Origin of the sequence: Bradyrhizobium manausense, assembly GCF_001440035.1 — a bacterium.
Taxonomy (GTDB): domain Bacteria; phylum Pseudomonadota; class Alphaproteobacteria; order Rhizobiales; family Xanthobacteraceae; genus Bradyrhizobium; species Bradyrhizobium manausense.
Map to the genome: position 1 here is coordinate 1 of NZ_LJYG01000013.1, position 21,893 is coordinate 21,893.

A 21,893-nucleotide genomic window follows, 5' to 3' on the forward strand; every position below is an offset into this window, starting at 1 on the left:
GCGAGTTCGGAAGCGGTCTTTCCGACCTGGCTTTCGTCGATTGGCTTCATGATGCCGTGCTCCATCAGCATATCCTCAAGTTCGTCCATGCTGATCGGCGTCGGGATGATGCCCTTGCCGCCATTGTTGTGGACTTTGGACGCGAGATTGCGATAGTGCTCCGCCTGTTTGGAGTCCGGCGCATATTCCAGCACCGTCATGCGGCGTAGCTCGGCATGCTGGACGATGTTGTCACGGGGGACAAAGTAGATCAGCTGGCTGCCGAGCTTCTTGGCGAGCGCTTCCGCCAGCTCCAGCTCCTTGTCGGTCTGCCGCTCATTGCAGATCAAGCCGCCAAGCCGCACGCCGCCGGAATTGGCATACTTCAGAATGCCCTTGGAGATGTTGTTGGCGGCGTACATCGCCATCATCTCGCCAGACATCACGATGTAGATCTCTTGCGCCTTGTTTTCGCGTATCGGCATCGCAAAGCCGCCGCAGACGACGTCGCCGAGCACGTCGTAGGACACGTAATCGATGTCCTCGTAGGCGCCGTTCTCTTCCAGGAAGTTAATCGACGTAATGACGCCCCGGCCTGCGCACCCGACGCCTGGCTCCGGACCCCCGGATTCGACGCAGCGGATATCCTTATAACCGACCTTCAAGACGTCCTCGAGCTCGAGATCCTCGACGCTGCCGGCGCTCGCCGCGAGACTCAAGATCGTGTCCTGTGCCTTGGCATGCAGGATCAGGCGGGTCGAATCGGCCTTCGGATCGCAGCCGACGATCAAGATCTTATGACCCATCTCGGCAAGCGCTGCGAGCGTGTTCTGTGATGTGGTCGATTTGCCGATACCGCCCTTGCCGTAAAATGCGATTTGTCTCAGTGACGACATGTTGCTCTCCATCGGTCGCCTTCCAACGATTTGGCGTTGGGTTTGTGCGAGGTTGTTTCTTTCTCAGAAAGGTGGGAACAGACGAGCTTTGGAAAGGAGAATTGCTAGCCAAAAGCGTCAGGCGCGCTCCAGCCTCACTCCTGCAGCATCCAAGTAGCAACTGGCGTGCCATTCGCGGCGCTTGCGCCACGGGTTTGATCGCGCTCGAGGAACCCTGAAGTTCACGACCAACAGGCGCTGCCGACCGATAACGGTCCTGTAGAAGCCGGAGCTCCAGAAGTAAGATTCTGCTGCGAAACAGACAATGCGGAACAGAAATTGCTGCCTCCTCACCAGCGGCAATTTGACGAGAACGCGACATGCAGAGAGCGCTGATCCCGCCGCCCCTCGATCGCTCGCAAAGAGGAACAACAACGACGTCAGTTGATCCAGCTCACTGTAAAGAGAGAGGAAATTAGACATGGCTACTGTTCTGTTTTGGCAGAAGCCCGGCTGCAGCACGAACGCGCGCCAGATTCGCGCCCTTGAGGCGGCGGGACATCGCGTCGTTGCAAAGAACTTGCTGACCGAGCTCTGGACAGCGCCAAATCTGCTCACTTTCTTTGGTAACACGCCGGTTCGATCCTGGTTCAACCCTGCCGCGCCCCAGGTGAAATCGGGCGCAGTTAACCCGATGGCAATCAATGCAATCGATGCGATCGCCTTGTTGCTCGACAATCCTCTGCTAGTCCGGCGTCCACTGATCGAAGCCAGTAATATAAATTGTGCTGGATTTGACCGGGAACCCGTACTGTCACTGCTGGGCGGATGCCCGGGGCGCGAGCTTTTGAACTGCACGCGCACGGAGGCGCTATTGCCTTGTACCAGCGTCCGGCATTTCTACGACGCGGACAGATAAGGCATCCTCACCGCGAGCAGTTCCCGCGGAGGTGCGATGAGAGGGCCCCTTTCTGCGCTAACACCGATGCAACGCAGCCCGACTGACTTCATACCACACGCGGCGCTAACTCCGCGTCAGCACGATGACGAGGCGGTCGACACGGCGGCCATTTTTCAAATGGGAGTCAACAATCTCGTCAATGTCTTCCGGGCTACGCGGACGATACCAGACACCGTCAGGATAGACGACCATCAGGGGACCGGAGGCGCAGAACCCGAGACAGCCGGCTGCTGTGAGGCCGACATCGGTGAGGCCTCTCGCCTCGATCGCTTTGCCGAGCCGCTCCCACAGAGGTCCACCGCCTGCCGTCCCACAGCTGCCGTGCGGGTGGTCCGGTGGGCGCTGAGTGTGGCAGGAAAAAACGTGATGCCGGTAGAGCTGCGGAAGTTCAAACTCGTTCATGTTGTTGTCCATGCTTCTAAAACCTCAAATGCACTGTCGTCCCAGTGGTGAGCTCATCCTCTCTCGACATATCGGGAGCAATCTCGCAGTCGCCGAAGCTCCTGTTCGGACCAGAGCCGTAGGACGATCGCCGGTTCGAAACGTTGGATGGCACCTCCAGCACTGAGGCGCTGAATGTATTGTCCGGTCAGGTCACTCATTGAGTCTTTCCTTGCAGGCGGCTCATTTTGGAACGGTGGTTTTAAGCACAAGCGCCTGGAACGTGTCGGCCATCTTGCCCTTTAGCGCCTCATAGATCATCTGATGCTGCTGGATACGACTCTTTCCGGCAAAGGTCTGTGACACGATTCGTGCTCCACAGTAGCGCCCGGTTCCTCCGAGTTCGGTCACGATCACATCGGCGTCGGGAAACGCCTCGCGGATCAAGGCCTCGATTTCCGATCCAACCATCCCCATGGTCGCTCACTCCTGCTCTGGCACGGCTTCATGCAAGCTCCAAACCAACTGTAGCGACGGCCATCTGCCGAAAGAGTTCGCGACGGGGATGCTACTCCGACATTCGCCCTTGACGATCGAGCCGACGGACTGTCGCAGAGACAACAAGAATTCGTATCGATTGGCGAGACCATTGCCGGACTTGATGCATTTATAGGCTTCTCAGTAGATCGTCGCTCCGGCGCCCACATTGATCGAGGCGTCTTTCATGGTCTCGACGATGAACTCGATCTGGCTGTCGGTGAGATGCGTATGAAACGGTAGTGCGACGGCGCGATCGGAGATCTTTTCGATCACCGGCAGATCGCCGCGGCGGTATCCGAGATCGAAATAATGCGGCTGCAGGTGCAGGGGACGGCTGTAGACGGCAACCTCGACTTGCCGGACGCGAAGATCCTCGACGACCGCATCGCGGCTGGAGCGCGTGAAACGCGTCCCGAGATGGACAACGTAGAGGAACCAGTTGACTTCAGTCGCGTCGGACTCGACATAGGGAGGTTTGATGCCTTCGAACGACTGCATATGCGTCGCATAAAGCTGCTCGATCAACCGGCGCCGCTCCAAAATCTCGTCGATACGCCTTAGCTGCGTAAGTCCCAGCGCAGCGGAAAGGTCGCTCATCCCGACCGGATATGGTGCACCCGCACTGACGGAAACGGAAGAACGATCGCCCAGCCGATGCGAGCGGTGGCGACGTAGCGCCACCGCTAGCTCGATATCATCGGTAACCACTATGGCGCCCTCGCCGCAGGTCAGAAGCGAGGGCTGGGACAGATCAAACACGGCGATATCGCCGAAGGTGCCGACCAGTTGGCCCTTGTAGCGCGAGCCGATAGCCTCAGTGGAATCTTCCAGCAGCAGCAGATTGCGCCTACTGGCGACATCCTGTAGCTCCGACCAGGCTGCAGGATGCCCATTAATGTTGGCGGCGAGGATGGCGCGGGTCTTTGGCGTGATGCGTTCCTCGACTTTCTGCGGCGCGAGCGTCCCGGACCAATAGTCAATGTCCGCAAACACCGGCCGTGCACCCGCGAGGCTGATTGCATGCGCAGTTTCGCGATATGAATGGGAGGAGGCAACCACTTCGTCGCCCGCGGTAATGCCGCAAGCCTTCAGGCAAAGCAGAAGGCCAATGGTGCCGCTCGGTACCGCAACGGCATGGTTTCGCCCGAGATAGGCGGCAAATGCGGCCTCGAATTGTTCGGTGACCTCGCCGTTAGAGAGTCGCTGCGAGCACAACACGCGATCGACTGCTGCAAGTTCGGCCCAGGTAATGTCGGGATCCGACAACGGAATCAATGGGCTATGTCCGGCTGCACCCGGCTCTTCGCCGGTCTCTGCAACACAGCCGTAGGTTAGGTGCGGACCGGTCACAGCTCGGCCGCCCGCTTGACCAACACAATGCCAGTCGCCCGGGCCAGATCGTCCGTGATCCGCGCACAATGATCGGCGACGTCGAGCAAATGCAGGTCGAATGGCCCGATGCTGCGAAATGGTATTTCGGTGAGATCGGAGGGGTCGCATCGGATCCAGGCCAGATGCGGGTATCTCTTTCGCAACGCTGCATGAGCTTGAGATACATCATCGAATGACCCGAGCTCCTGCTCGATGTCCGCGATTTCGTCTGCTCCCAAAGCCATCCCTTGGCTCCTTATTGCCAGAACACGCGTTCCGGATCGGCGTTCAAGAGATCGGTCACCGCGGCCAAGCGCCGGTGGGTCGAGTGCAGCTTCCATACGCACTTCTTATGATCCTTTCGGAACACCTGCCAGCAGGCGCTTGCGCTGTTGTGGTGCAGCAGGGCCACGTCAATGATCCCGCCTTCGATGTCGATGTTGCGCGAGCAGCATGGACTTTCGATCAGGTAGCCGCCGGCAACTGCCGTGATGCTCGCTGAGACATAACGGTAGCGTTCTCTCGATTTTAGCGCGCGCTCGATTCGCATACGATCGATGTCGTTAGGGTGCGCGGGTCGTCCCGGATTTCTGGCTAAGCCCGCGATCATCTGTCCACTCCCGAAATCAAGCCAATTTCTCTTTCGAGGCAGCCGACGACCACTTTTTCACCAAACTCGACCAGATAGATCGGCAGGTTTGCGTCTGTGTGTCGGCCAACCTGGACGATCTTGCCGATATCACCGAGACGGACTAGGCGTCCCTCCGCTGGAGCATCGGGGAGGGACCCGTCATTGACCAGGTCGAACAACGCCTTTACGCGCTGGCCCCGCTGAAATTTTGGCGGCTTGGCTTTGATCATCGTGATTTAGCTCCCGGCAAGAGCAGGTCTTCGACCGTGTCGCGAGGCACGATCGGATCGAGTTCCTTGCGCTTCATGCCGACCCTGTTGCCGCTTTCGATGAATTGGACGCCGTAGATGTAGAACCGCTGCAGGAAAGTGCCGATCGACACGACGTAGCCGACCTCGCCCTTCCTGGCCAGGATGTCGCCGATCTCTTTGCCGGCATAGGTGCCGTCATTGCGAATGGTGCGATTAGCCCGCACCTTCTCGCCAAAGTCGAAGACGGGTCCTGCCATCAGCTCGACGACGTCATCATCAGGAACACTGGTGCGCATGCCGGGGTCCTCGTTCTGGTTCGAAGGCAAGTCGCGACCGCGCAACCTCGCGTGCTAGCCTGTATGGGTCGTCGACAAGGTTCATAAGGTCCAGCCAGTTTTGCGCCGCGCCGATGTCAATCATCGTCTTGAAACATGTGTTCAAGCACACGTAGGAGAACCTTGGCACCGATCTTATCAGTGGGATCGAGCTCCAGTAGCTTTTGGATAGCTATCCGCCCTTCCTCGGTTCGACCGAGCCGCATTTGCAAATAGGCATATCCTTTCAGCGAGAATAGAAAGAAGCGCGGCAGAGTATTTTCATAACAGCCGAATGCCGCGTCACCGGCACGGACAATGCGCCAGTCCGACGAAAGATTGTTCACCTCGGCCGCCTTGATTATGCAGCGCTGAGCGACCTCCAGCGCCTCGGCGAGACGCGCCTTGTAGAAATAGAAGCGAAAGAGGCCGATCAGCACTGCGGCGTGCTCTGGTGCGAGTGCCTCCGCCTGGCGCAAGTGGCCTTCGGCGACCTCATCGAGATGATAGAAGAGGCTCGCCTCCCATAGGTGATGTTCGGCCTCGCTCGGCAGTCCATCTCCGAGCAAAGTGCTGCTGAGGAGCGCCTCGTTGATCTCCGATTGCGGGCTGAACAGAGCTTCTGGCATCGTTGGCAGCCCCTTACATTCAATAGTGCCCGTTGGAGATCTGCTTGTGATCCGGCAATACGAACCCGGTTCGCTTCGGCCCATCTCAAGTCAGTCGTCGCACTGTCGCACAGCTGCGGGCTCTCCCGGAGCGGCTCAACGCGTGCGTTCCTGACCTTGGCATCAAGGTCCCCCGGCTCTTCTATCAGGCTCACCCCACAGGCAAGTCCTGAACATCCGCCCGGGCTAATCGCCAGGCAAAGGTCGCAGCAGGAGCGTCTCTCAGACCGGAGCATCAAGCGGGCAATTCGTCGCACCGCTCCTATACTCCTAACGTTCATGTCCTGTCCTCCGCTCAAGCGGGCCCCTGGTAGCGCGCAAGCGAGGTGTCGATGACACAAGTGTTGTCGACTGGGCAGACCGCCACGCATTGCGGCTCGTCAAAATGGCCGATGCATTCGGTACATTTTTTTGGATCAATCACGAACGTTCCGCCCTTCTCCGCGATCGCGACGTTCGGGCATTCTGGCTCGCAGGCCGAACAGCCCGTGCACTGAGAGGCGATGATCTTGAACGGCATTGGTTTTTCTCATCTCACACCGCGGAAGTCAGCGCCCGCGGGCGGATCGCAGCATCACCACGTTCTTCATGTTGGATCGTGCCGCTGTTGACCCTGTCGAGATAGGCCTCGAACCAGGCGATCGTTGCCTTATCGATTGGTTCATGAGCGTACCGATCGACCGGCTCGACGCCGGCTTTGATCAATTCGGCACTGGGGCGGCCGCCAATCTTGGCGATGAACACCGCATGGCAATCGCTAACAGCCTCGATGATGGTCGCAAGCCTTCCTTCCTCCGCATAGCCTCCCTGGCAGTACAGATCGACGCGTCGATGGCCAACGAATTTGGCACCGCCGCTGGAGAGCTCATAGACCTGGAACTCCTTGGCATGCCCAAAGTGTTCGTTGATCAGGCCCGCCCCTTTCGTCGCGACCGCCACCAGCAGCTTAAGGTGGCTACCGTTATTTGCGCGTTTCGTAAGGTCGGAGGGCTTCGCAGCGGTCTTGGCGGCGCGCTCCTCCTCGAGTTTGGCCTGGTAGCCCTTGCGGCTCTCAACATCGTATTTGACATTCATCTCCATGATTTTTTCGGTGGTGAACTCCGCGCGACGGTCTTCGCCGAGGAGGCCGACCGCATCGGCCCGGCACTGACGGCAGTGGCGCATCATGCGAATCTCACCCTCGCAGCCATCCTGCAATGCCTTCAATTCCCGCGCGGTCGGGCCGCGCTGGCCATTCAAACCGAACACGGTGCCGTGTTCGGGTGAGGAAATCAAAGGCATGATATTGTGCAAGAAAGCACCGCGCGATTTCACAGCTTTGTTGACCTCGAGGAGGTGCCGATCGTTTATCCCGGGGATCATGACGGAGTTGACCTTGCAGAGGACCCCGCGCGCATCGAGCATCTCCACCCCCTGGAGCTGGCGATCGGTGAGAATCTTTGCAGCTTGGATGCCTGTATAGCGTTTGTGCTTGTAGAAGATCCAGGGATAGATCTTTGCCCCGATCATGGGGTCGATCATGTTGATCGTGATCGTGACGTGCTCCACATTGAATTTTTTGATGGTGTCGACATGATCGGGTAATGCCAGACCGTTCGTTGATAGGCACAGCTTGAGATCGGGCGCGGCCTCTCGGACGAGCTCGAACGTCTTGAAGGTCCTTTCGGGGTTGGCGAGGGGATCGCCAGGACCGGCGATGCCGAGCACGGTCATTTGCGGAATGGTAGAGGCGACCGCCACGACCTTCTTAGCGGCCTGTTCTGGCGTCAGCCTCTCGCTGACTACGCCGGGACGCGATTCATTAGCACAATCATATTTTCGGTTGCAGTAGTTGCACTTGATATTGCAGGCCGGCGCGACCGCGACATGCATGCGCGCATAGTGATGATGCGCTTCCTCACTGTAACAGGGGTGGTTTTTCACCTTCTCCCATGTCTCGGCAGGCAGATCGTTGCGGCTCNCCGCAGCCAGCCGTGCCGCAGCCCTTTTTCTCGGCAATCACCTTCGTGATTTCGCCGATCTCAATAGCGCTGCTCGATGCTTCCTGTTGCGTTGGAGCATCCATCTGCCCAGTTCTCCCTTCAGACCTGACAAGCTTCGTGTCTCCAGGTCTTAGCAACCGGCGTGCCATGGTCGCGGCACGCGAGTTTTATTGGTCGCGTTCAATGAGTTACAAAACGCACGGATGTTGTGTTGCCGAGGTATGTTGGAAAGACGACATGCCTTGTTGCTAGGACGGCACGCAGTGGCGCGTCAGCAGAGATGTTGATCTGTCACCCTCGTTTCCCTCTGATTTGCTAGAAGGACCGCTCATCAGGCGGCGGCGATGCCGGGAGGAAAGTTCCCTTTCCGACTGCCGCAAAATCGACTGCGTCCCCTAACTGGTCTGGAGGATCTCGACGGCATGAGCGAGCGGAATTGCGAGTGGCCTCACGCCCTGCTCGAGCAGAAAGCGGCGCTCATTCTTGGAGAGCGTGTCAGGCTCGATCACCGCGTAGTGTACATCGCAGGAGCGCTTTAACACCTGTCGCGCATAGGTACGCAGAAGCTGATCGTTGAAGCGGCAACCAAGAAATAGGAAGCTGCGGCCGGTGCGGCGATCCCTGACCTCCTCCGGAATCGGCGTCTGTATGTCGATTTCGGTTAGCACCTCAACATAATCGGCATCGGAGACAAGGAAATTCTTGGCCGGGGCGACGCCGCCGTGTGGCTTGTAAAGAATCGTTTTCCACCCTCTTGCCGAAGAGCAGTCGACTTCAGTGCCTGCGGCGTCATAGAAGCGGTACCAACGATGCTCACTAAGGCCGGCGCGGGTGATTCCCTGGACCTCGCCCCAATTGCTGCGTCCAGTCAGGGCGTTTCTCATCGCGCCATCGTACCAGCTATCGACGATGAGCGGCAGCGGCAGCCCTGCGAGATGCCGCCGTAACTGCGCCGGCTCGACCGGCGTGTTAAAGGCGTCCGCCATCATCGCTGTCAGGGTGGTGCGGTGCCTCGTGGTCTCAATGTGCTGTGCACAGGCCCAGGCGTTCCCGCTCGTGCGTCCTGGCAACGCCAGCCTGCTGCCGAAGAATGCCGCTAGATCCTCGAAACTTATCGGTACACTCGCGTTCGACAACTCCGCTACGCCGGGTCCAAGATAGGGAACAACGTTGCCGCGACGAAGCTCCTCGGCAACCTTGCGGAGCATGGCTTCGGCCGCTGGCCGATTAACGAACTCGATTGATGGATTGAGCGCGTTCATGCCTCTTCGCGGTCGCCGCCACGCTTCCTTGCGTTGACTGTGATGGGCAAGGTTGTGTCGCTCGTCATCGGCGGGAGATCGAGCACCCAGCCATTGGCTATTCTGATCCAGCCGCCCCACAACGTCTCGTGCTCAGATTCAACAATCGGCTCTTCAAGATCCTTCTTGGGCACGTAAATCGAAAGACCGGCTTCAGGTGAACGACGAATAATGACCTTCATTGGATAGACTCGTTGAATCGAGAGATAGACCTTGCACGCCCCGGCACCTCAAGTGATGCCCCTCTCAGCTTCGCAATGATCTTCCGGAGCATAACAAGGACACGATCGATCTCTTCGCTCGTGGTATCACGAGACAATGAGAAGCGGATCGCGCCGCGTAACAGGGTCGACGGTACGTTCATTGCGCGCAGCACATGCGACGGCTCCATAGAGCCGGACCCACAGGCTGATCCTAACGACACTGCAATACCGTCGCGATTTAAATGATGAATGATTGCTTCACCTTCCAGATTTTCAAAGGCGATATTTGAGGTGTTCGGTAGGCGGTTCTCTTGGTCGCCGAGCACCACGCAATTGCCGAACTCCAGGACGCCGTGTTCCAACCGATCGCGAAGCGCTGCTATTTTCATCCACTCCCGTCCGGCCTCCACAGCAACGAGCTCGGAAGCCTTACCGAGCCCGATGATGCCGGGCACGTTCTCGGTGCCGGAGCGCCGGCGGCGCTCCTGGGGGCCGCCGAAGATCAGCCGCCTGAACTTGGTGTCTTTGCGCACATAGAGGGCGCCGATGCCTTTTGGCCCATGCAGCTTGTGACCGGAAAGCGACAGCATGTCGATCTCTGTCGTCTTCACGTCGATGGGGATTCGCCCCACGGCCTGCACCGCATCAGTGTGGAAAAGTGCTCCGACGGAGCGCGCCATCTTGGCGAGAACGTCGACCGGAAAGATTGTGCCGGTCTCATTGTTGGCCCACATGACGGAGGCAACCGCGGTACGCGGCGACAGCGCGCGGCGATAGGCGTCAATGTCGAGTCGGCCGGCACAATCGACAGGAATTAGATGACACTTGTGGCCGCGACGGACGAGCTCGTCTGTAAGCGACAGCACGGCTGGATGTTCCACAGCTGTGGTGACAATCTCGTCCCGTTGCTCCTGCACGGCGAGCGCCGAGAGGATCGCCGTATTGTCTGATTCGGTACCGCCTGAGGTAAACACGACCTCGTGATGAAAAGCGGAACCGATCAGCGCCTGCACACTCCTGCGAGCCTCTCTTATGCTTTCTGCGACCTGCCTGCCCACCGCATGTGCGGAGGAGGCATTGCCGAATTGCTCGGAGAAAAATGGCAGCATCGCCGCGACGACGGACGGATCCGCGCGTGTGGTCGCGTTATTGTCCAGATAGATCGGCCGCACGGTGCGTCTTCCTCCTTGTCCCGTGTCCGGTTCTGGCGACCGGGATCAGGCTGACAAATCCGCCTAGCCGCTCGATCAACCGCTCCTGGATACCTTCCAGGGTCACACTCGCGAGCTTGCAGAAGAGGCAGGCGCCTGTGAGCTTAACCATGATCTTGTTGCCATCGATGCCGACAAGCTCGCAATCTCCGCCGTCACCCTTCAGATTGGGCCGGATTTCGTCAAGCACGGCGCGGACGATCTGCTCCCGTCCGGACGACTCTTTGGTCGCCGATTGTCTTGATTGTTGAGTCTCGACGAGCATTTTCCGGTTCTCTGCAATCTTAGCCAAGTCGGCGTTAGCTAAATGACTTGCCACATGAGCAGCTCGACTTTGCATTGGGATTGTCAAAGGTGAAACCGGAGCCCTCCAACTCCACCACGAAATCGATCGTGGTTCCGGCAAGCTGCTCGTGACTGTTGTAGTCGATAAACAGCTTGATGCCCCCTTTCTCGATCACGGTATCGTCGGGCTTCGGCGCCGGGGCAAGGCGCATGGTGTACTTGAACCCGGCGCAGCCGCCACGTTCGACCATAATCCGTAACCCGCTCGCAGGCTGCGCGGCCGTAGAGATCGCGTTCTTCACCGCATTTTCCGCGCTCTCTGTCAGCTTGATCATCGCTTTCCCTCTTGCGCCAACTTGGCGATAACGTTGGCAAGTCCCATGCCAGCACTCGCACTCCTGATAGCGCTTGGCTTTTGCAGATCTGGCCTGTTCGCGTTGCGAGGCGTGTCTGGCTTGCGACACAAGGGTTTGCTGCTTGGGAAGAGTTTGTCGCGATCTCTGCACTGACCGACACGCTTGTCTACTTAAGCACAGCCGAACGATTGCCGTTGAGTTTGCTGCAGGCGTTTGCAACCGGCAAGCAATTTGCATACGGAGCAAGGCGTATTCCCGCTGTGCGATATCTGCACCGGCCGCATCGAAATGAGGAGAATTTCATGACGTCCATCGACAACACCGTTCTTGGCCGACTAGACAAGGAGGGCCGTTTGCTAAATGCGGTGCTTAAGGGTGAGACCACGAAGCCTGGCCGTTTCGGCTTCCGCGGCGATATCGCGCTAAAATTCCAGGCTCAGGTTGCCGACGAGAAGCGTCCTCCCGACTATTCGGTCGAGCAGGTATTGACCGTAGCAGACGAGGGAGAAACAGCGATCCCGGTCCTAGCCGGCTACCTGCATTCTTTCGCCTATCTTGCGGATGTCGCAAAAGTGCTGGACGGCGCATTGAGCCAGAACGGCAGCTACTTCATGTTCTGCAACAACATCGATCTATCGGCGAAATACCGTACGAAGATCGGTGACATCACATTCCGCGTACTGCCTTGTGACGAATCGACAGTATGGAAGGAGATGATGGATCTCGCTGGAGTCGACAAGAACGACATCAAGAAGCTAAATACTGCCGGCAAGCTCGACTATCTGCTCGATGCTGCCAAGAACGTCGACGCACTTTACGATGAACTCTCCTACGACGAAGGCCTCGCCAAGATGACGCCTGTGAAGAACCGCAACGAGAACCGTCCTGTCTAACGTATCGTGTCAGATTTCTCGACTGCTCTCGTGGTGCCAATCGCGCGGGTGACAGTGGATTTTTCCGCTGGGCTAGAACAAGCAAATCGACATTGTGAAACCTCCTTGCAAGCAAGGTGCGCCCTGGTGCAAATTGCCGTTTTTAAATTCGTCACTCAAGACGGCTGGCTGGAGCGGCCCGATCACGAAAATGCCCGTCCGCGTCCAGGCTCCGCGATGTCGATTTTTTTGCGTCAAGGAAGGGAGTGCGAAGACGGGTGAGGCGCCGGTACACGTTCTGCTTGCCGCGACTAGATTCGAGTTGCTGGCCTTAAGCAAGCCGTTCGACTTTGTCCTGTGGTCCCAGGCAAATTTCAAAAAACGGATCTTCACCGCAGGCATGTCACGCCTTGGCGCGGATGATCGCGCGGCCTGACGGGACGAGTACCCCACCTAAGACTTAGACCGTGACGCGACTATCGGAACCATGGTCGCTATAACTGATCTGCTGCGTGGGAAACTCAACGAAATGGTAACTCTGATCAAGACCACTCGGGATGGCCGTAAGCTTGAGGTCGTCGGGCTCGCAATCATGCTTGGGGGCAGACTCGAGACGGACGAGCTCATTGAAGTCAAGAATCATCCATATCGCCGAGTGATTCTCGCTACAGTGCCCGAGGCCACCCACATGGCTGGCCGCGTCCCGCTGACGCGCGAGGAAGCGAAGCTCGTTCTCGCCGCTTTAAATAAGGCCGAGGCCCATATGCTCGGCGATCCCGCCGCTATCCACGAGCGGTTTCGCATTGCTGCGATGAGGAAGGCACATGAACAGGGAATCGAGTAGCAAGAGTTGATCTGTCTTTCGGACTCTGAATTCAATTACGCCGGGCGCCGAGTTCCCTGCCTGCATACTGAATCGCCGCGGGCCAGCCCCGCGATGGCGCAGAATCGTCCGCCTCCTTCTTGAATTTGGTGCAAGCCGAGCCTCCGGCAGAGGCGGAACAATGTCGCTCGTACTCTCAGAGAAGCTTCCAGGCGTTCACAGGCTTGGGCCACCGCAGAAGACCCCTAAGAACATGACGCCTCAAGCGACAATTGGATTCAACTGGCTGGAGCGTGGGTCTGGCAGTTGGCCGGGCACACCCGTGCGCAGGCACCGCAGCCGATGCACGCTCCGTCATCATTCAGCACCATGACCTTCTTCTCGACCTCGTCGTCATCGTCTTCGAGATCGACCATTTCGCCGGCCTCGTTAATGCCCTTCAGCATCATGACCTGGCGCCCGCACACCTTGTAGCAGCGGCCGCAGCCGATGCATTTCTTGGGATCGATAGAAGTCAGATACTCGGGCTTCCAACTACGGCCGTCGCGAGTTGCAAATGACATGTCAAGACTCTTATACTTTTTCTTGCGCCTTGAGATCCTCGCGCTTGCGCTCTAGCTCGTCGAAGGCGTCGTGGACCTGTTGGGCAACGCTAAGGATCGAGGTCCAGTTGGCCGGCAGTCCCTCGGCTAGATCGTGGAGATCCATCTTTGCTTGAGTAGCCTTGACCGAGAGCTTCTTGATGTCGGCTTTCAGTGCTTCAAGATTGCTCATTTATCACCTCAGTAGTTCGCAACGTCCGGGAACCTGCGGATCATCTCGATTCCCTTGTCGACATATTTGTCACCTTCCGTAACCAGCTTTGCGAGATTGTCAAAACCGAAACGATGCACGTCGCGCAGTTGCTTGTTTACAACAATGAGCCGACCGCCAATGAGCACTATGCGGCCAAAGCCTTCATGGTGCATTTTCAGCATCGGCGAGATCATCACCCCGGTGGCCCTCTCGATGGACACCGCAACGGCGTTGAAGAACAATTCCAATCGCCAGATCGTGTCCGGATCGGGATCGCCGACGATCGGCAAAGCGCGGCGCTTCTCCCTGTCGAGAATATAAGGCTCCAGCAGCTCAAGATCGCTTTTTCCATCCCACGCGCCGTGGCCGTCCTCGGCGCGCCAGATCTTGACAAGCTCCTTCACGAAGGGCGCCTCCCCCGCGGGGCGGGTTTGAATCAATTCAAGCGTCTCGTTCATAGTCCTGTCCCTCAGTCCTCGAAATCGAACGAGCGTTTGTGGCCTTTGGCAAGCACCTTGCGTAACCAAGGTGGCGGCGAGCCCTTCAACACACCTTCGAGCTTGATGCAGAGATCGTCGATTGCTTCGGGCTGGCTCACTTTCATCGGATGGATGTTATTTGCCACGACACGCGCTGCACCGGAGCCGCCGATCGCGGCAACGTAGAGGATGGTGCAGTCTTTGATGGCATCGATCTTCGGTGCTAGCTTGTCCTCATTGCCGTCCTCTTTAAGATCGCCGTCGAACTGGATGGCCTCGATCAAGTGGTGCCCCTCGGGCCTCACCTCATAGATGGCGATGTTTTTGGCCCAACCAAAATGTGCATCGACGCGCTTCAAATCCTGGGTGGCGAATGCGACTTTCATCGGCTCTGATTCCTATTCTTGCATCAGTTCAGCTGCGGTGGAACGGCACGCAGACCGGCGCCGTTGATTTTCCAAGTTGCCGGCGTCGGCTGGTGGTTGTCCTCGCGGTCAGCAATGATGAGGTTGGCGAGGTCAAAGATCAGCTCGCGCGTGCCGCGATAGCTGACGCTCATCTGGTGAGCTGCACCGAGGCGGTCGAACATCGGAAAGCCGGCCCGGTAGAACGGAATATTCAACCGTGCTGCCGCTTGGCGGCCGTGCGAGTGGCAGATCAGGAGATTGCAGTCCCGCGCCTTGGCAAGCTCCTCCAGATCTTCGAGGTCACCAATAACAACCTCTTGGGCCTTGACGCGTTCGAGCACCGGAGATGCCGTAGTCGTCACTGCAGCGGTCACCTCAGCGCCCATCTCATGCAGCATGCTGGAGATGTCGAACAAGAGGTCTGGCTCGGCCCCAATCGCGAGCCTTCGACCTCCGATATGGAAATGCGCATCCAGCATGGCGTCCGCAAGCTGGCCACGCTGCCGGCGATATTTTGCCGGCACCGGCTTGCCGCTGATCTCGCTCAGAAACGTCACGAATTCATCACTGGGGACGAGGCCACAGAGCCGCTCGAATAGCCGGAACGGCGCGCCAGTCTTCGCCTGCATCGCTTCGGCCGCGCGGCGCATCTGCGCTCCGATGGCAATCGTCCAGACCCCCTGCCCCATGGTCGCGATCTCGTCGACCCCAATCCCACCGATCGTAGTCGGCGTGAAATCATCGGGGATGTGACCGTCGAGCGACCCGGAGATATCCGGCAGGATCGAGGGCCTCAGCCCAAAATCCTCGAAAATCGTCCTTAGCTCATCAAGATCGCCAGGGGTGAGGTGGCAACCAGGCAGGACGTTAACGCGCGAGCAATCGCGCGGCGCAGCCGGATCGAGCGGGTCGACAAGCACCTCAACCAGTCGCGCCACGGTCTTTGCCCAGCCATCCTGAAACGCATCCTTGAAATCCGGCGTCGAAACGTAGACGAGCGGGAACTTTTCGAGATGCGGATGATTTTGCCGAATAAGGCGGATGAACGCCTCGACGTCGTCGCCCTTGGTCTCGGTGACGCCTGTCGAACTGATGCCGATAATTTCGGGCTTAACGCGTTTGTAGATATTGAGGACCGCCTGCTCGACATTCTCATAGCCCCCGAGCACGGTCGAAACCTCGCTCATTGCAGTGGTCTGCAAGGGCACCGCCTCCTTGAAATGACGGACAAGGAGGGTCAAGCCGAAAGACGTGCAACCTTGCGAACCGTGTAAGAGTGGCATCGCACCGCGAAGTCCCAAGAAGGCGAAAGCGCCGCCGATCGGTTGGCTCATCTTCAGCGGGTTGATCGTGCAGGCCTTGTTGGAACAGGTAACGATCGCCATAGCTTGCACCCTACTCCGCCGCCTGCAGCGCAGACATCGGCTGGGCCGGCACGGAAGCGTGGGTATCCTGCGGCATGGCACCGACAGTGGTCGACCCGTGAGTGGGAATGCACTCCTCGATGATGCTGAGCTCGACGGTCTTGCGCGAGCGCGTTCTCTTGGCGTAAGGGGCCCTCGCCGCACCGAGCAAGGTCGGCGTGCCCCCGGCGGCCGACACGTCCACTTGCGCAAGCGCCTTTGCTTGCCAGTTGATCTCCGCCTCATCCCACGGCGCGGGCCTACGGAGCTGATCCCATATCGGATTGTAGAGCGCCTTATCGACCTCTTCCATCAGCTTCACGATGCCGACATAGCCCATATAGGCGTGGCAGCGCTCCTGATTGATGTCGAGCCAGGGCGTCGCAGCCTTCAGGGCGACGAACTGCGACTTTCCGCCCGAAAGCATGATATCTGCTTTCGCCCCCTTGAGCATCTTGTATATTTCGCGTGGCGTAAGATCCTCGATCATGTGGGCATCATGGCCCACCAATTTTTGAATGCGCTCCTTGTCTTCGCTGGTCGATTTCTTGACCGAAGTACCAACGATCTCGAGCCCTGCTTCCTGCAGAGCCGCGACCACCGACCATGACTTCACGCCGCCAGTGATGAGCAGAACCTTCTTGCCGGCAAAGCGCGGCTTGAAGCGCTCGATCGCAGCCCAGGCCTTTGCTTCCTCGCGTGCGACTGCAGCCTCGGTGCGCTCCATCAGCTGGGGCGGTGCGCCGCGTTCGATCAGCATGCGCGCGATTTTTCGCAAGGCGTCGCTAGTGTCCTGGATGCCGTAGAATGATCCCTCGAAGAATGGGATGCCGTAACGCTCCCTCATCTTGCTCGCGACATTGATCATGGCCTTGGAGCACACCATCATGGCGGCGCGCGCCCGATGTGAGCTGGCGATCTCGCGATATTTGCCATCGCCGGAGATACAGGACAGGATACGAATGCCGATTTCGTCGAGCAGCGGCTTGATCTGCCAGAGCTCGCCGGACAAATTGAATTCGCCGATGAGATTGATATCGTAGGGCGTTGTGCAATCTGGCTCCTGCGTGCCAATCACGTATTCAAGCAGCGCTTCACCCGCAAGCTTGCTGCCCAGGTTCTTCGAACCGACAAATCCCGGCGAATTGACGGGAATGACGGATTTACCGAACTTGGCCGACGCGATCTTGCAGACAGCATTGATATCGTCGCCGATCATGGCCGGCACGCAGGTCTGGTAGACGAAGATCGCCGCGGGATCATACTTTGCGATGATTTCCTTTATCGCTTTGTACAGCCGCTTCTCGCCACCGAACACGACATCGATCTCATGCATGTCGGTCGTAAAGCTCCTGCGCCAGAGATCGGATCCTGAGGAGGCGGAGCCGCGATTGTCCCAGGAATTGCCTTCGCACGCGATGGGGCCGTGAACGAGATGAGCGACGTCGGTAAATGGCTGTAGCGCAATCTTGGCGCCATCAAAGGCGCACCCCCCGGCGGCCCCGCCCGGCTGCAGCTGCTTGGTGCAGCCTTTCTTGCGTGCAGCCTCCGACTTGTTGGCGTTCTTGGCGCAGTTCGGCTCATTAAAGACATTCTGGATCGTGGCCGAGAGCGAAGTCACGGCTATCTCCTTCCGCGGATGGGGCAACGGTGAGGTGTAGATCCCCACCTCACGGCCGCGACACGCGGCGATGAGGCGGAGACATGCTCACATCAGCGGATGATGTCGAAGCTGTAGTCTGTTTTACCGACTACGTTGGTGTTCTTGTCCATCTCCTCAAATATCCTGTCGAGTATCTTCACCAGCACATTCATGCCGCCCTGGTAGCCCCACACCGGATAACGGTGATGATGGTGACGATCGAACACGGGAAAGCCGATGCGGATCAGCGGCGTACCGGTGTCGCGCTCCAGATACTTGCCGTAGGTGTTGCCGATCAGAAAATCGACCGGCTCGGTGAACAGCAGCGAACGCATGTGCCAAAGGTCCCTGCCTGGATAGGCATGACATTCCTGGCCGAACTGCGAACTGGCAAATAGCGCCTGCATCTTCTCTTCCCAGGCCTTAGTTCCGTTGGTCGATAAGACGTGAGTGGGTTCGGCACCGAGCTCGAGCAGGAAGCCTGCTAAACCATAGCAAAGGTCGGGATCGCCATAGATTGCGAACTTCTTACCGTGAAGATGTGCGCTGGAATCCGCCATGGCGTCGACCAGACGACCGCGCTCCTGCTCCAGGCCCGTCGGGATTGCTTTTCCGGTAATGCGCGACAATGTCATCAGGAAGTCGTCGGTCGCGCTGACGCCGACCGGATGGTTGAACGCAACGACTTGCTGGCCATGGGCCTCGATGAAAGGCAGCGTCTTCTCCGTACAATATTGCTGCATGGAGACGGTCGCCTTGGCATGGATGGCATTTGCGGCGTCCTTCAGCGTAGTCCCGCCGTCATACATGCGGAACTCACCGTCGGTCGGCGTGTCGAACACATCGCTGTTATCAGCGAGGATCGTGTACTCGATGCCCATCAACTCAAAAATTCGCTTTATCTCGCGGATATTGCCTACAGTGTAGCCGTCGAAGCCGCCGATGAAGTTGATCTTCTCGTTCGGCTGGCGCTCGAGCTTTGGCTCAGAACCAGCTTTGCCGTCCCAGAAATGCTCGATAATACCTTTCAGGGCGTTGTCATAGCCGGTGACATGACTACCGACAAAAGCGGGCGTATGAGCGAAGGGAACGTCGAACTCGGACGGAACCGAGCCTTTTTCTTTCGACGTCTTGATGAAGGCGTTGAGATCGTCGCCGATCACTTCCGCCATGCACGTGGTCGAGACCGCGATCATCTTCGGCTTGTACATGTTGTAGCTGTTGGCCAACCCGTCGATCATGTTATTGAGACCGCCGAATACAGCTGCATCTTCGGTCATCGACGAGGAAACACAGGACGTTGGTTCCTTGAAGTGTCGCGACAAGTGGCTTCGATAGTAGGCGACGCAGCCCTGAGAGCCATGCACGAAAGGTAACGTGCTCTCAAATCCGACCGAGGCAAACACGGCACCCAACGGCTGGCAAGCCTTAGCCGGATTAATGGTCAGTTCCTCGCGTGCGAAGTTCTTTTCGCGATATTCGGGGGTTTTGGCCCATTCGCGGATACGTTCGACTTCCGCGGGATCATGCGCATTCTCGAAGAGCGCTCTCTTGTTCGCCAGCATTTGCTGGTATTCGGGCCCTCGGAACAGCTCGAAATGATCGAGCACGTTTTCGGCATTCTGTGTCATCGTGGCGTCCTTGTTGGATTCGTGTTCGATCGTCCTGAACTGGCGTACTTATTCCGCCGCCATCAGGGTCGGACGCGGGGCATCCTTCCAAGGTGCTCTGGTCTTCTTCCAGATGGGCGAATTGATTGCCATATCCATATCGCGGGCGAAGATCGCGAAGCCATCGTAGCCATGATAAGGGCCCGAATAGTCCCAGGAGTGCATCTGTCGGAACGGCACGCCCATCTTCTGGAATACGTATTTCTCCTTTATGCCAGAACCAACAAGATCAGGTTGGATCTTCTCGACGAAGCGCTCGAATTCGTAACCAGTGACGTCGTCGTAAATTAATGTTCCGTCCTTGACGTAATGCTGGGCGGTGCGCTGATAATCGTCGTTGTGACCAAACTCGTAGCCGGTCCCGACAACCACCATACCGAGGTCCTCATAGGCGCCAATCACGTGTCGAGGCCGCAAGCCGCCAACGAAGAGCATCACGGACTTGCCTTCTAGCCGCGGCCGGTACTTGGCGATGACAGCATCCATGAGTGGCTGGTATTTGGAGATGACGCGTTCGGCTCCTTCCTTGATCTTGTCGTCGAAAAAGGCCGCGATCTTACGCAGCGATTCGACGATTTTTGATGGACCAAAGAAGTTGTATTCGCACCAGGGAATGCCGAACTTCTCCTCCATGTGGCGAGAGATGTAATTCATCGAGCGATAGCAGTGCAGGATGTTCAGCTTCGCCTTTGGCGTCGCTTCAAGTTCGGCAAGGCTACCGTCGCCCGACCACTGCGCAATCACGCGCAGGCCCATTTCCTCAAGGAGGATGCGAGATGACCAGGCGTCGCCGCCGATGTTGTAGTCCCCGATGATGGCAACGTCATAGGGCGTGGATTCGAATCGCCGCTCTGCCTCCGGGGTGATCTTGTCGAACACCCAGTCGCGTACGGCATCGTTAGCGATGTGGTGACCCAGTGACTGCGATACGCCGCGGAAACCTTCGCAGCGCACGGGCACGATAGTCTTGCCGCCGTATTCCTTCGACTTTGCCCTCGAAACTGCCTCTATGTCATCCCCTATCAGGCCGATTGGACATTCAGACTGGATGGTGATTCCGCGGCTGAGCGGGAATAGGTCCTGGATCTCGTCGATGACCTTGACGAGCTTCTTGTCGCCGCCGAAAACAATGTCCTTTTCCTGGAAGTCGGAAGTGAACTGCATCGTTCCAAAGGTATCGATACCGGTGGTGCCAACATAATAGTTGCGTCGCGATCCCCAGGAATACTGGCCGCAACCGACGGGGCCATGGCTAATGTGGATCATGTCCTTGATCGGACCCCACACCACGCCCTTCGAGCCGGCATAGGCGCAGCCTCGAATGGTCATTACGCCCGGGATCGATTTGAGATTGGACTTAACACCGCAGTCGGACCTACCAACTTCGTGCACATTAAGGTGCTTGGCACGCCGTTTGGCGGTCTTCTCGGGATAGACCTTCAAGACTTCGTCAATCAATTGCTTATTGCGGGCCTTGATCTCTGCGACGCTCTGGGTGGACGCCAGGCTCATGCGAATATCCTTCTGATTGCTCTCTGTGGCTTCGGACCGACGCTTGGTCCAAACGCACCGAATGTGAGGTCTGAGTTCACGCCGAAAGGGCCGCGAGTTCGGAAGCGGTCTTTCCGACCTGGCTTTCGTCGATTGGCTTCATGATGCCGTGCTCCATCAGCATATCCTCAAGTTCGTCCATGCTGATCGGCGTCGGGATGATGCCCTTGCCGCCATTGTTGTGGACTTTGGACGCGAGATTGCGATAGTGCTCCGCCTGTTTGGAGTCCGGCGCATATTCCAGCACCGTCATGCGGCGTAGCTCGGCATGCTGGACGATGTTGTCACGGGGGACAAAGTAGATCAGCTGGCTGCCGAGCTTCTTGGCGAGCGCTTCCGCCAGCTCCAGCTCCTTGTCGGTCTGCCGCTCATTGCAGATCAAGCCGCCAAGCCGCACGCCGCCGGAATTGGCATACTTCAGAATGCCCTTGGAGATGTTGTTGGCGGCGTACATCGCCATCATCTCGCCAGACATCACGATGTAGATCTCTTGCGCCTTGTTTTCGCGTATCGGCATCGCAAAGCCGCCGCAGACGACGTCGCCGAGCACGTCGTAGGACACGTAATCGATGTCCTCGTAGGCGCCGTTCTCTTCCAGGAAGTTAATCGACGTAATGACGCCCCGGCCTGCGCACCCGACGCCTGGCTCCGGACCCCCGGATTCGACGCAGCGGATATCCTTATAACCGACCTTCAAGACGTCCTCGAGCTCGAGATCCTCGACGCTGCCGGCGCTCGCCGCGAGACTCAAGATCGTGTCCTGTGCCTTGGCATGCAGGATCAGGCGGGTCGAATCGGCCTTCGGATCGCAGCCGACGATCAAGATCTTATGACCCATCTCGGCAAGCGCTGCGAGCGTGTTCTGTGATGTGGTCGATTTGCCGATACCGCCCTTGCCGTAAAATGCGATTTGTCTCAGTGACGACATGTTGCTCTCCATCG

General features: G+C 58.0%; 28 protein-coding genes. 3 read left to right on the forward strand and 25 right to left on the reverse strand.

Features of this window, described 5'->3' with window-relative positions:
* Window positions 1–875: nitrogenase iron protein (nifH, locus tag AOQ71_RS02090; RefSeq protein ID WP_057741153.1), on the reverse strand; the 875-nt coding region annotated here is incomplete at its 3' end.
* A gap of 460 nt (window positions 876–1,335) precedes the next feature.
* On the opposite strand from nifH (AOQ71_RS02090), the gene AOQ71_RS42330 reads away from it, so the two are divergent.
* Complete coding sequence (locus tag AOQ71_RS42330; RefSeq protein WP_083513866.1) at window positions 1,336–1,773, forward strand: thioredoxin domain-containing protein; 438 nt, start codon at window positions 1,336–1,338, stop codon at window positions 1,771–1,773.
* 105 nt (window positions 1,774–1,878) lie between these two features.
* Here the strand turns inward: AOQ71_RS42330 and AOQ71_RS02100 are convergent, their stop codons facing one another.
* From AOQ71_RS02100 to AOQ71_RS02170, 15 genes are all read right to left on the reverse strand, one after another.
* A complete protein-coding gene (locus tag AOQ71_RS02100) occupies window positions 1,879–2,229 on the reverse strand; it encodes a (2Fe-2S) ferredoxin domain-containing protein (RefSeq protein WP_057741101.1) in 351 nt (116 codons plus the stop codon).
* A 210-nt stretch (window positions 2,230–2,439) separates the two neighbouring features.
* Window positions 2,440–2,673: a BolA/IbaG family iron-sulfur metabolism protein gene (locus tag AOQ71_RS02105; protein WP_057741104.1), complete on the reverse strand. Its 234-nt coding sequence runs from the start codon at window positions 2,671–2,673 to the stop codon at window positions 2,440–2,442.
* Window positions 2,674–2,874: 201 nt separating this feature from the next.
* Entirely contained in the window at window positions 2,875–4,011 is a 1,137-nt protein-coding gene (locus AOQ71_RS02110; RefSeq protein ID WP_057741155.1) for a DegT/DnrJ/EryC1/StrS family aminotransferase, read from the reverse strand.
* Window positions 4,012–4,082: 71 nt separating this feature from the next.
* Window positions 4,083–4,448, reverse strand: coding sequence for a DUF6129 family protein (locus AOQ71_RS50535; protein ID WP_488226140.1), 366 nt, complete (start codon window positions 4,446–4,448; stop codon window positions 4,083–4,085).
* Window positions 4,364–4,717, reverse strand: coding sequence for a DUF3024 domain-containing protein (locus AOQ71_RS02120; RefSeq protein ID WP_057741108.1), 354 nt, complete (start codon window positions 4,715–4,717; stop codon window positions 4,364–4,366). The genes AOQ71_RS50535 and AOQ71_RS02120 overlap by 85 nt, the downstream gene beginning before the upstream one ends.
* The gene (locus AOQ71_RS02125) at window positions 4,714–4,968 is read right to left on the reverse strand and encodes a nitrogen fixation protein NifZ (protein ID WP_057741111.1); all 255 of its coding nucleotides are present in this window, start codon (window positions 4,966–4,968) and stop codon (window positions 4,714–4,716) included. The genes AOQ71_RS02120 and AOQ71_RS02125 overlap by 4 nt, the downstream gene beginning before the upstream one ends.
* Window positions 4,965–5,285 (reverse strand): nitrogen fixation protein NifZ, encoded by a 321-nt coding sequence (locus tag AOQ71_RS02130; protein ID WP_057741158.1) that lies wholly within the window; start codon window positions 5,283–5,285, stop codon window positions 4,965–4,967. The genes AOQ71_RS02125 and AOQ71_RS02130 overlap by 4 nt, the downstream gene beginning before the upstream one ends.
* Before the next feature lie 116 nt (window positions 5,286–5,401).
* The gene (locus AOQ71_RS02135; RefSeq protein WP_057741113.1) at window positions 5,402–5,932 is read right to left on the reverse strand and encodes a hypothetical protein; all 531 of its coding nucleotides are present in this window, start codon (window positions 5,930–5,932) and stop codon (window positions 5,402–5,404) included.
* A 334-nt stretch (window positions 5,933–6,266) separates the two neighbouring features.
* Complete coding sequence (locus tag AOQ71_RS02140) at window positions 6,267–6,491, reverse strand: 4Fe-4S binding protein (RefSeq protein WP_057741115.1); 225 nt, start codon at window positions 6,489–6,491, stop codon at window positions 6,267–6,269.
* Between the two features lie 14 nt (window positions 6,492–6,505).
* Window positions 6,506–7,931, reverse strand: a 1,426-nt coding sequence (gene nifB, locus AOQ71_RS02145) for a nitrogenase cofactor biosynthesis protein NifB (RefSeq protein WP_245316643.1), incomplete at its 5' end; no start/stop codon positions are given.
* Between the two features lie 417 nt (window positions 7,932–8,348).
* Complete coding sequence (locus AOQ71_RS02150) at window positions 8,349–9,215, reverse strand: SIR2 family NAD-dependent protein deacylase (protein WP_057741118.1); 867 nt, start codon at window positions 9,213–9,215, stop codon at window positions 8,349–8,351.
* The gene (gene nifT / locus AOQ71_RS02155) at window positions 9,212–9,436 is read right to left on the reverse strand and encodes a putative nitrogen fixation protein NifT (protein ID WP_057741121.1); all 225 of its coding nucleotides are present in this window, start codon (window positions 9,434–9,436) and stop codon (window positions 9,212–9,214) included. Before nifT ends, AOQ71_RS02150 begins: the two co-directional genes overlap by 4 nt.
* Window positions 9,433–10,629 carry a cysteine desulfurase NifS gene (gene nifS / locus AOQ71_RS02160; RefSeq protein WP_057741124.1) on the reverse strand — a complete coding sequence of 399 codons (1,197 nt, stop codon included), beginning with the start codon at window positions 10,627–10,629 and terminating at the stop codon, window positions 9,433–9,435. The genes nifT and nifS overlap by 4 nt, the downstream gene beginning before the upstream one ends.
* Window positions 10,604–10,933, reverse strand: coding sequence for a NifU family protein (locus AOQ71_RS02165; RefSeq protein WP_057741127.1), 330 nt, complete (start codon window positions 10,931–10,933; stop codon window positions 10,604–10,606). The genes nifS and AOQ71_RS02165 overlap by 26 nt, the downstream gene beginning before the upstream one ends.
* A gap of 34 nt (window positions 10,934–10,967) precedes the next feature.
* Window positions 10,968–11,288 carry a HesB/IscA family protein gene (locus AOQ71_RS02170; protein ID WP_057741129.1) on the reverse strand — a complete coding sequence of 107 codons (321 nt, stop codon included), beginning with the start codon at window positions 11,286–11,288 and terminating at the stop codon, window positions 10,968–10,970.
* Window positions 11,289–11,611: 323 nt separating this feature from the next.
* Between AOQ71_RS02170 and AOQ71_RS02175 the strand changes: the two genes are divergently transcribed.
* Window positions 11,612–12,202 carry a hypothetical protein gene (locus AOQ71_RS02175; RefSeq protein ID WP_057741161.1) on the forward strand — a complete coding sequence of 197 codons (591 nt, stop codon included), beginning with the start codon at window positions 11,612–11,614 and terminating at the stop codon, window positions 12,200–12,202.
* 508 nt (window positions 12,203–12,710) lie between these two features.
* Window positions 12,711–13,025 carry a hypothetical protein gene (locus AOQ71_RS02180; protein WP_057741132.1) on the forward strand — a complete coding sequence of 105 codons (315 nt, stop codon included), beginning with the start codon at window positions 12,711–12,713 and terminating at the stop codon, window positions 13,023–13,025.
* 257 nt (window positions 13,026–13,282) lie between these two features.
* On the opposite strand, the gene fdxB is transcribed toward AOQ71_RS02180, so the two are convergent.
* The 9 genes from fdxB to nifH (AOQ71_RS02225) all read right to left on the reverse strand — a co-directional run bounded on the left by fdxB (window position 13,283) and on the right by nifH (AOQ71_RS02225) (window position 21,879).
* Complete coding sequence (fdxB, locus tag AOQ71_RS02185) at window positions 13,283–13,567, reverse strand: ferredoxin III, nif-specific (RefSeq protein ID WP_057741134.1); 285 nt, start codon at window positions 13,565–13,567, stop codon at window positions 13,283–13,285.
* Window positions 13,568–13,577: 10 nt separating this feature from the next.
* Window positions 13,578–13,778, reverse strand: coding sequence for a CCE_0567 family metalloprotein (locus AOQ71_RS02190; RefSeq protein WP_057741135.1), 201 nt, complete (start codon window positions 13,776–13,778; stop codon window positions 13,578–13,580).
* Window positions 13,779–13,786: 8 nt separating this feature from the next.
* Window positions 13,787–14,257, reverse strand: coding sequence for a NifX-associated nitrogen fixation protein (locus tag AOQ71_RS02195; protein ID WP_057741138.1), 471 nt, complete (start codon window positions 14,255–14,257; stop codon window positions 13,787–13,789).
* 11 nt (window positions 14,258–14,268) lie between these two features.
* Window positions 14,269–14,664 (reverse strand): nitrogen fixation protein NifX, encoded by a 396-nt coding sequence (nifX, locus tag AOQ71_RS02200; protein WP_057741141.1) that lies wholly within the window; start codon window positions 14,662–14,664, stop codon window positions 14,269–14,271.
* A gap of 23 nt (window positions 14,665–14,687) precedes the next feature.
* The gene (gene nifN / locus AOQ71_RS02205; RefSeq protein ID WP_057741144.1) at window positions 14,688–16,070 is read right to left on the reverse strand and encodes a nitrogenase iron-molybdenum cofactor biosynthesis protein NifN; all 1,383 of its coding nucleotides are present in this window, start codon (window positions 16,068–16,070) and stop codon (window positions 14,688–14,690) included.
* A gap of 10 nt (window positions 16,071–16,080) precedes the next feature.
* Window positions 16,081–17,709: a nitrogenase iron-molybdenum cofactor biosynthesis protein NifE gene (gene nifE / locus AOQ71_RS02210; protein ID WP_057741163.1), complete on the reverse strand. Its 1,629-nt coding sequence runs from the start codon at window positions 17,707–17,709 to the stop codon at window positions 16,081–16,083.
* A gap of 92 nt (window positions 17,710–17,801) precedes the next feature.
* Entirely contained in the window at window positions 17,802–19,361 is a 1,560-nt protein-coding gene (gene nifK / locus AOQ71_RS02215) for a nitrogenase molybdenum-iron protein subunit beta (RefSeq protein WP_057741148.1), read from the reverse strand.
* A gap of 48 nt (window positions 19,362–19,409) precedes the next feature.
* Complete coding sequence (gene nifD, locus AOQ71_RS02220) at window positions 19,410–20,912, reverse strand: nitrogenase molybdenum-iron protein alpha chain (protein ID WP_057741151.1); 1,503 nt, start codon at window positions 20,910–20,912, stop codon at window positions 19,410–19,412.
* Between the two features lie 76 nt (window positions 20,913–20,988).
* Window positions 20,989–21,879 (reverse strand): nitrogenase iron protein, encoded by an 891-nt coding sequence (gene nifH, locus AOQ71_RS02225; RefSeq protein WP_057741165.1) that lies wholly within the window; start codon window positions 21,877–21,879, stop codon window positions 20,989–20,991.
* Between the last annotated feature and the right edge of the window lie 14 nt (window positions 21,880–21,893).

Coding starts and splice junctions, on each gene's coding strand:
- nifT (WP_057741121.1), bottom strand. CDS start 9,436: ATGAAGGTCATTATTCGTCGTTCACCTGAAGCCGGTCTTTCGATTTAC.
- AOQ71_RS02105 (WP_057741104.1), bottom strand. CDS start 2,673: ATGGGGATGGTTGGATCGGAAATCGAGGCCTTGATCCGCGAGGCGTTT.
- AOQ71_RS02140 (WP_057741115.1), bottom strand. CDS start 6,491: ATGCCGTTCAAGATCATCGCCTCTCAGTGCACGGGCTGTTCGGCCTGC.
- AOQ71_RS02170 (WP_057741129.1), bottom strand. CDS start 11,288: ATGATCAAGCTGACAGAGAGCGCGGAAAATGCGGTGAAGAACGCGATC.
- nifK (WP_057741148.1), bottom strand. CDS start 19,361: ATGACACAGAATGCCGAAAACGTGCTCGATCATTTCGAGCTGTTCCGA.
- fdxB (WP_057741134.1), bottom strand. CDS start 13,567: ATGTCATTTGCAACTCGCGACGGCCGTAGTTGGAAGCCCGAGTATCTG.
- AOQ71_RS02135 (WP_057741113.1), bottom strand. CDS start 5,932: ATGCCAGAAGCTCTGTTCAGCCCGCAATCGGAGATCAACGAGGCGCTC.
- nifX (WP_057741141.1), bottom strand. CDS start 14,664: ATGAAAGTCGCATTCGCCACCCAGGATTTGAAGCGCGTCGATGCACAT.
- nifD (WP_057741151.1), bottom strand. CDS start 20,912: ATGAGCCTGGCGTCCACCCAGAGCGTCGCAGAGATCAAGGCCCGCAAT.
- AOQ71_RS02175 (WP_057741161.1), top strand. CDS start 11,612: ATGACGTCCATCGACAACACCGTTCTTGGCCGACTAGACAAGGAGGGC.
- AOQ71_RS02130 (WP_057741158.1), bottom strand. CDS start 5,285: ATGCGCACCAGTGTTCCTGATGATGACGTCGTCGAGCTGATGGCAGGA.
- AOQ71_RS02190 (WP_057741135.1), bottom strand. CDS start 13,778: ATGAGCAATCTTGAAGCACTGAAAGCCGACATCAAGAAGCTCTCGGTC.
- AOQ71_RS02150 (WP_057741118.1), bottom strand. CDS start 9,215: ATGAACGCGCTCAATCCATCAATCGAGTTCGTTAATCGGCCAGCGGCC.
- AOQ71_RS02180 (WP_057741132.1), top strand. CDS start 12,711: ATGGTAACTCTGATCAAGACCACTCGGGATGGCCGTAAGCTTGAGGTC.
- nifN (WP_057741144.1), bottom strand. CDS start 16,070: ATGGCGATCGTTACCTGTTCCAACAAGGCCTGCACGATCAACCCGCTG.
- AOQ71_RS02120 (WP_057741108.1), bottom strand. CDS start 4,717: ATGATCGCGGGCTTAGCCAGAAATCCGGGACGACCCGCGCACCCTAAC.
- AOQ71_RS50535 (WP_488226140.1), bottom strand. CDS start 4,448: ATGGAAGCTGCACTCGACCCACCGGCGCTTGGCCGCGGTGACCGATCT.
- AOQ71_RS02125 (WP_057741111.1), bottom strand. CDS start 4,968: ATGATCAAAGCCAAGCCGCCAAAATTTCAGCGGGGCCAGCGCGTAAAG.
- AOQ71_RS02100 (WP_057741101.1), bottom strand. CDS start 2,229: ATGGACAACAACATGAACGAGTTTGAACTTCCGCAGCTCTACCGGCAT.
- AOQ71_RS42330 (WP_083513866.1), top strand. CDS start 1,336: ATGGCTACTGTTCTGTTTTGGCAGAAGCCCGGCTGCAGCACGAACGCG.
- AOQ71_RS02195 (WP_057741138.1), bottom strand. CDS start 14,257: ATGAACGAGACGCTTGAATTGATTCAAACCCGCCCCGCGGGGGAGGCG.
- AOQ71_RS02165 (WP_057741127.1), bottom strand. CDS start 10,933: ATGCTCGTCGAGACTCAACAATCAAGACAATCGGCGACCAAAGAGTCG.
- nifH (WP_057741165.1), bottom strand. CDS start 21,879: ATGTCGTCACTGAGACAAATCGCATTTTACGGCAAGGGCGGTATCGGC.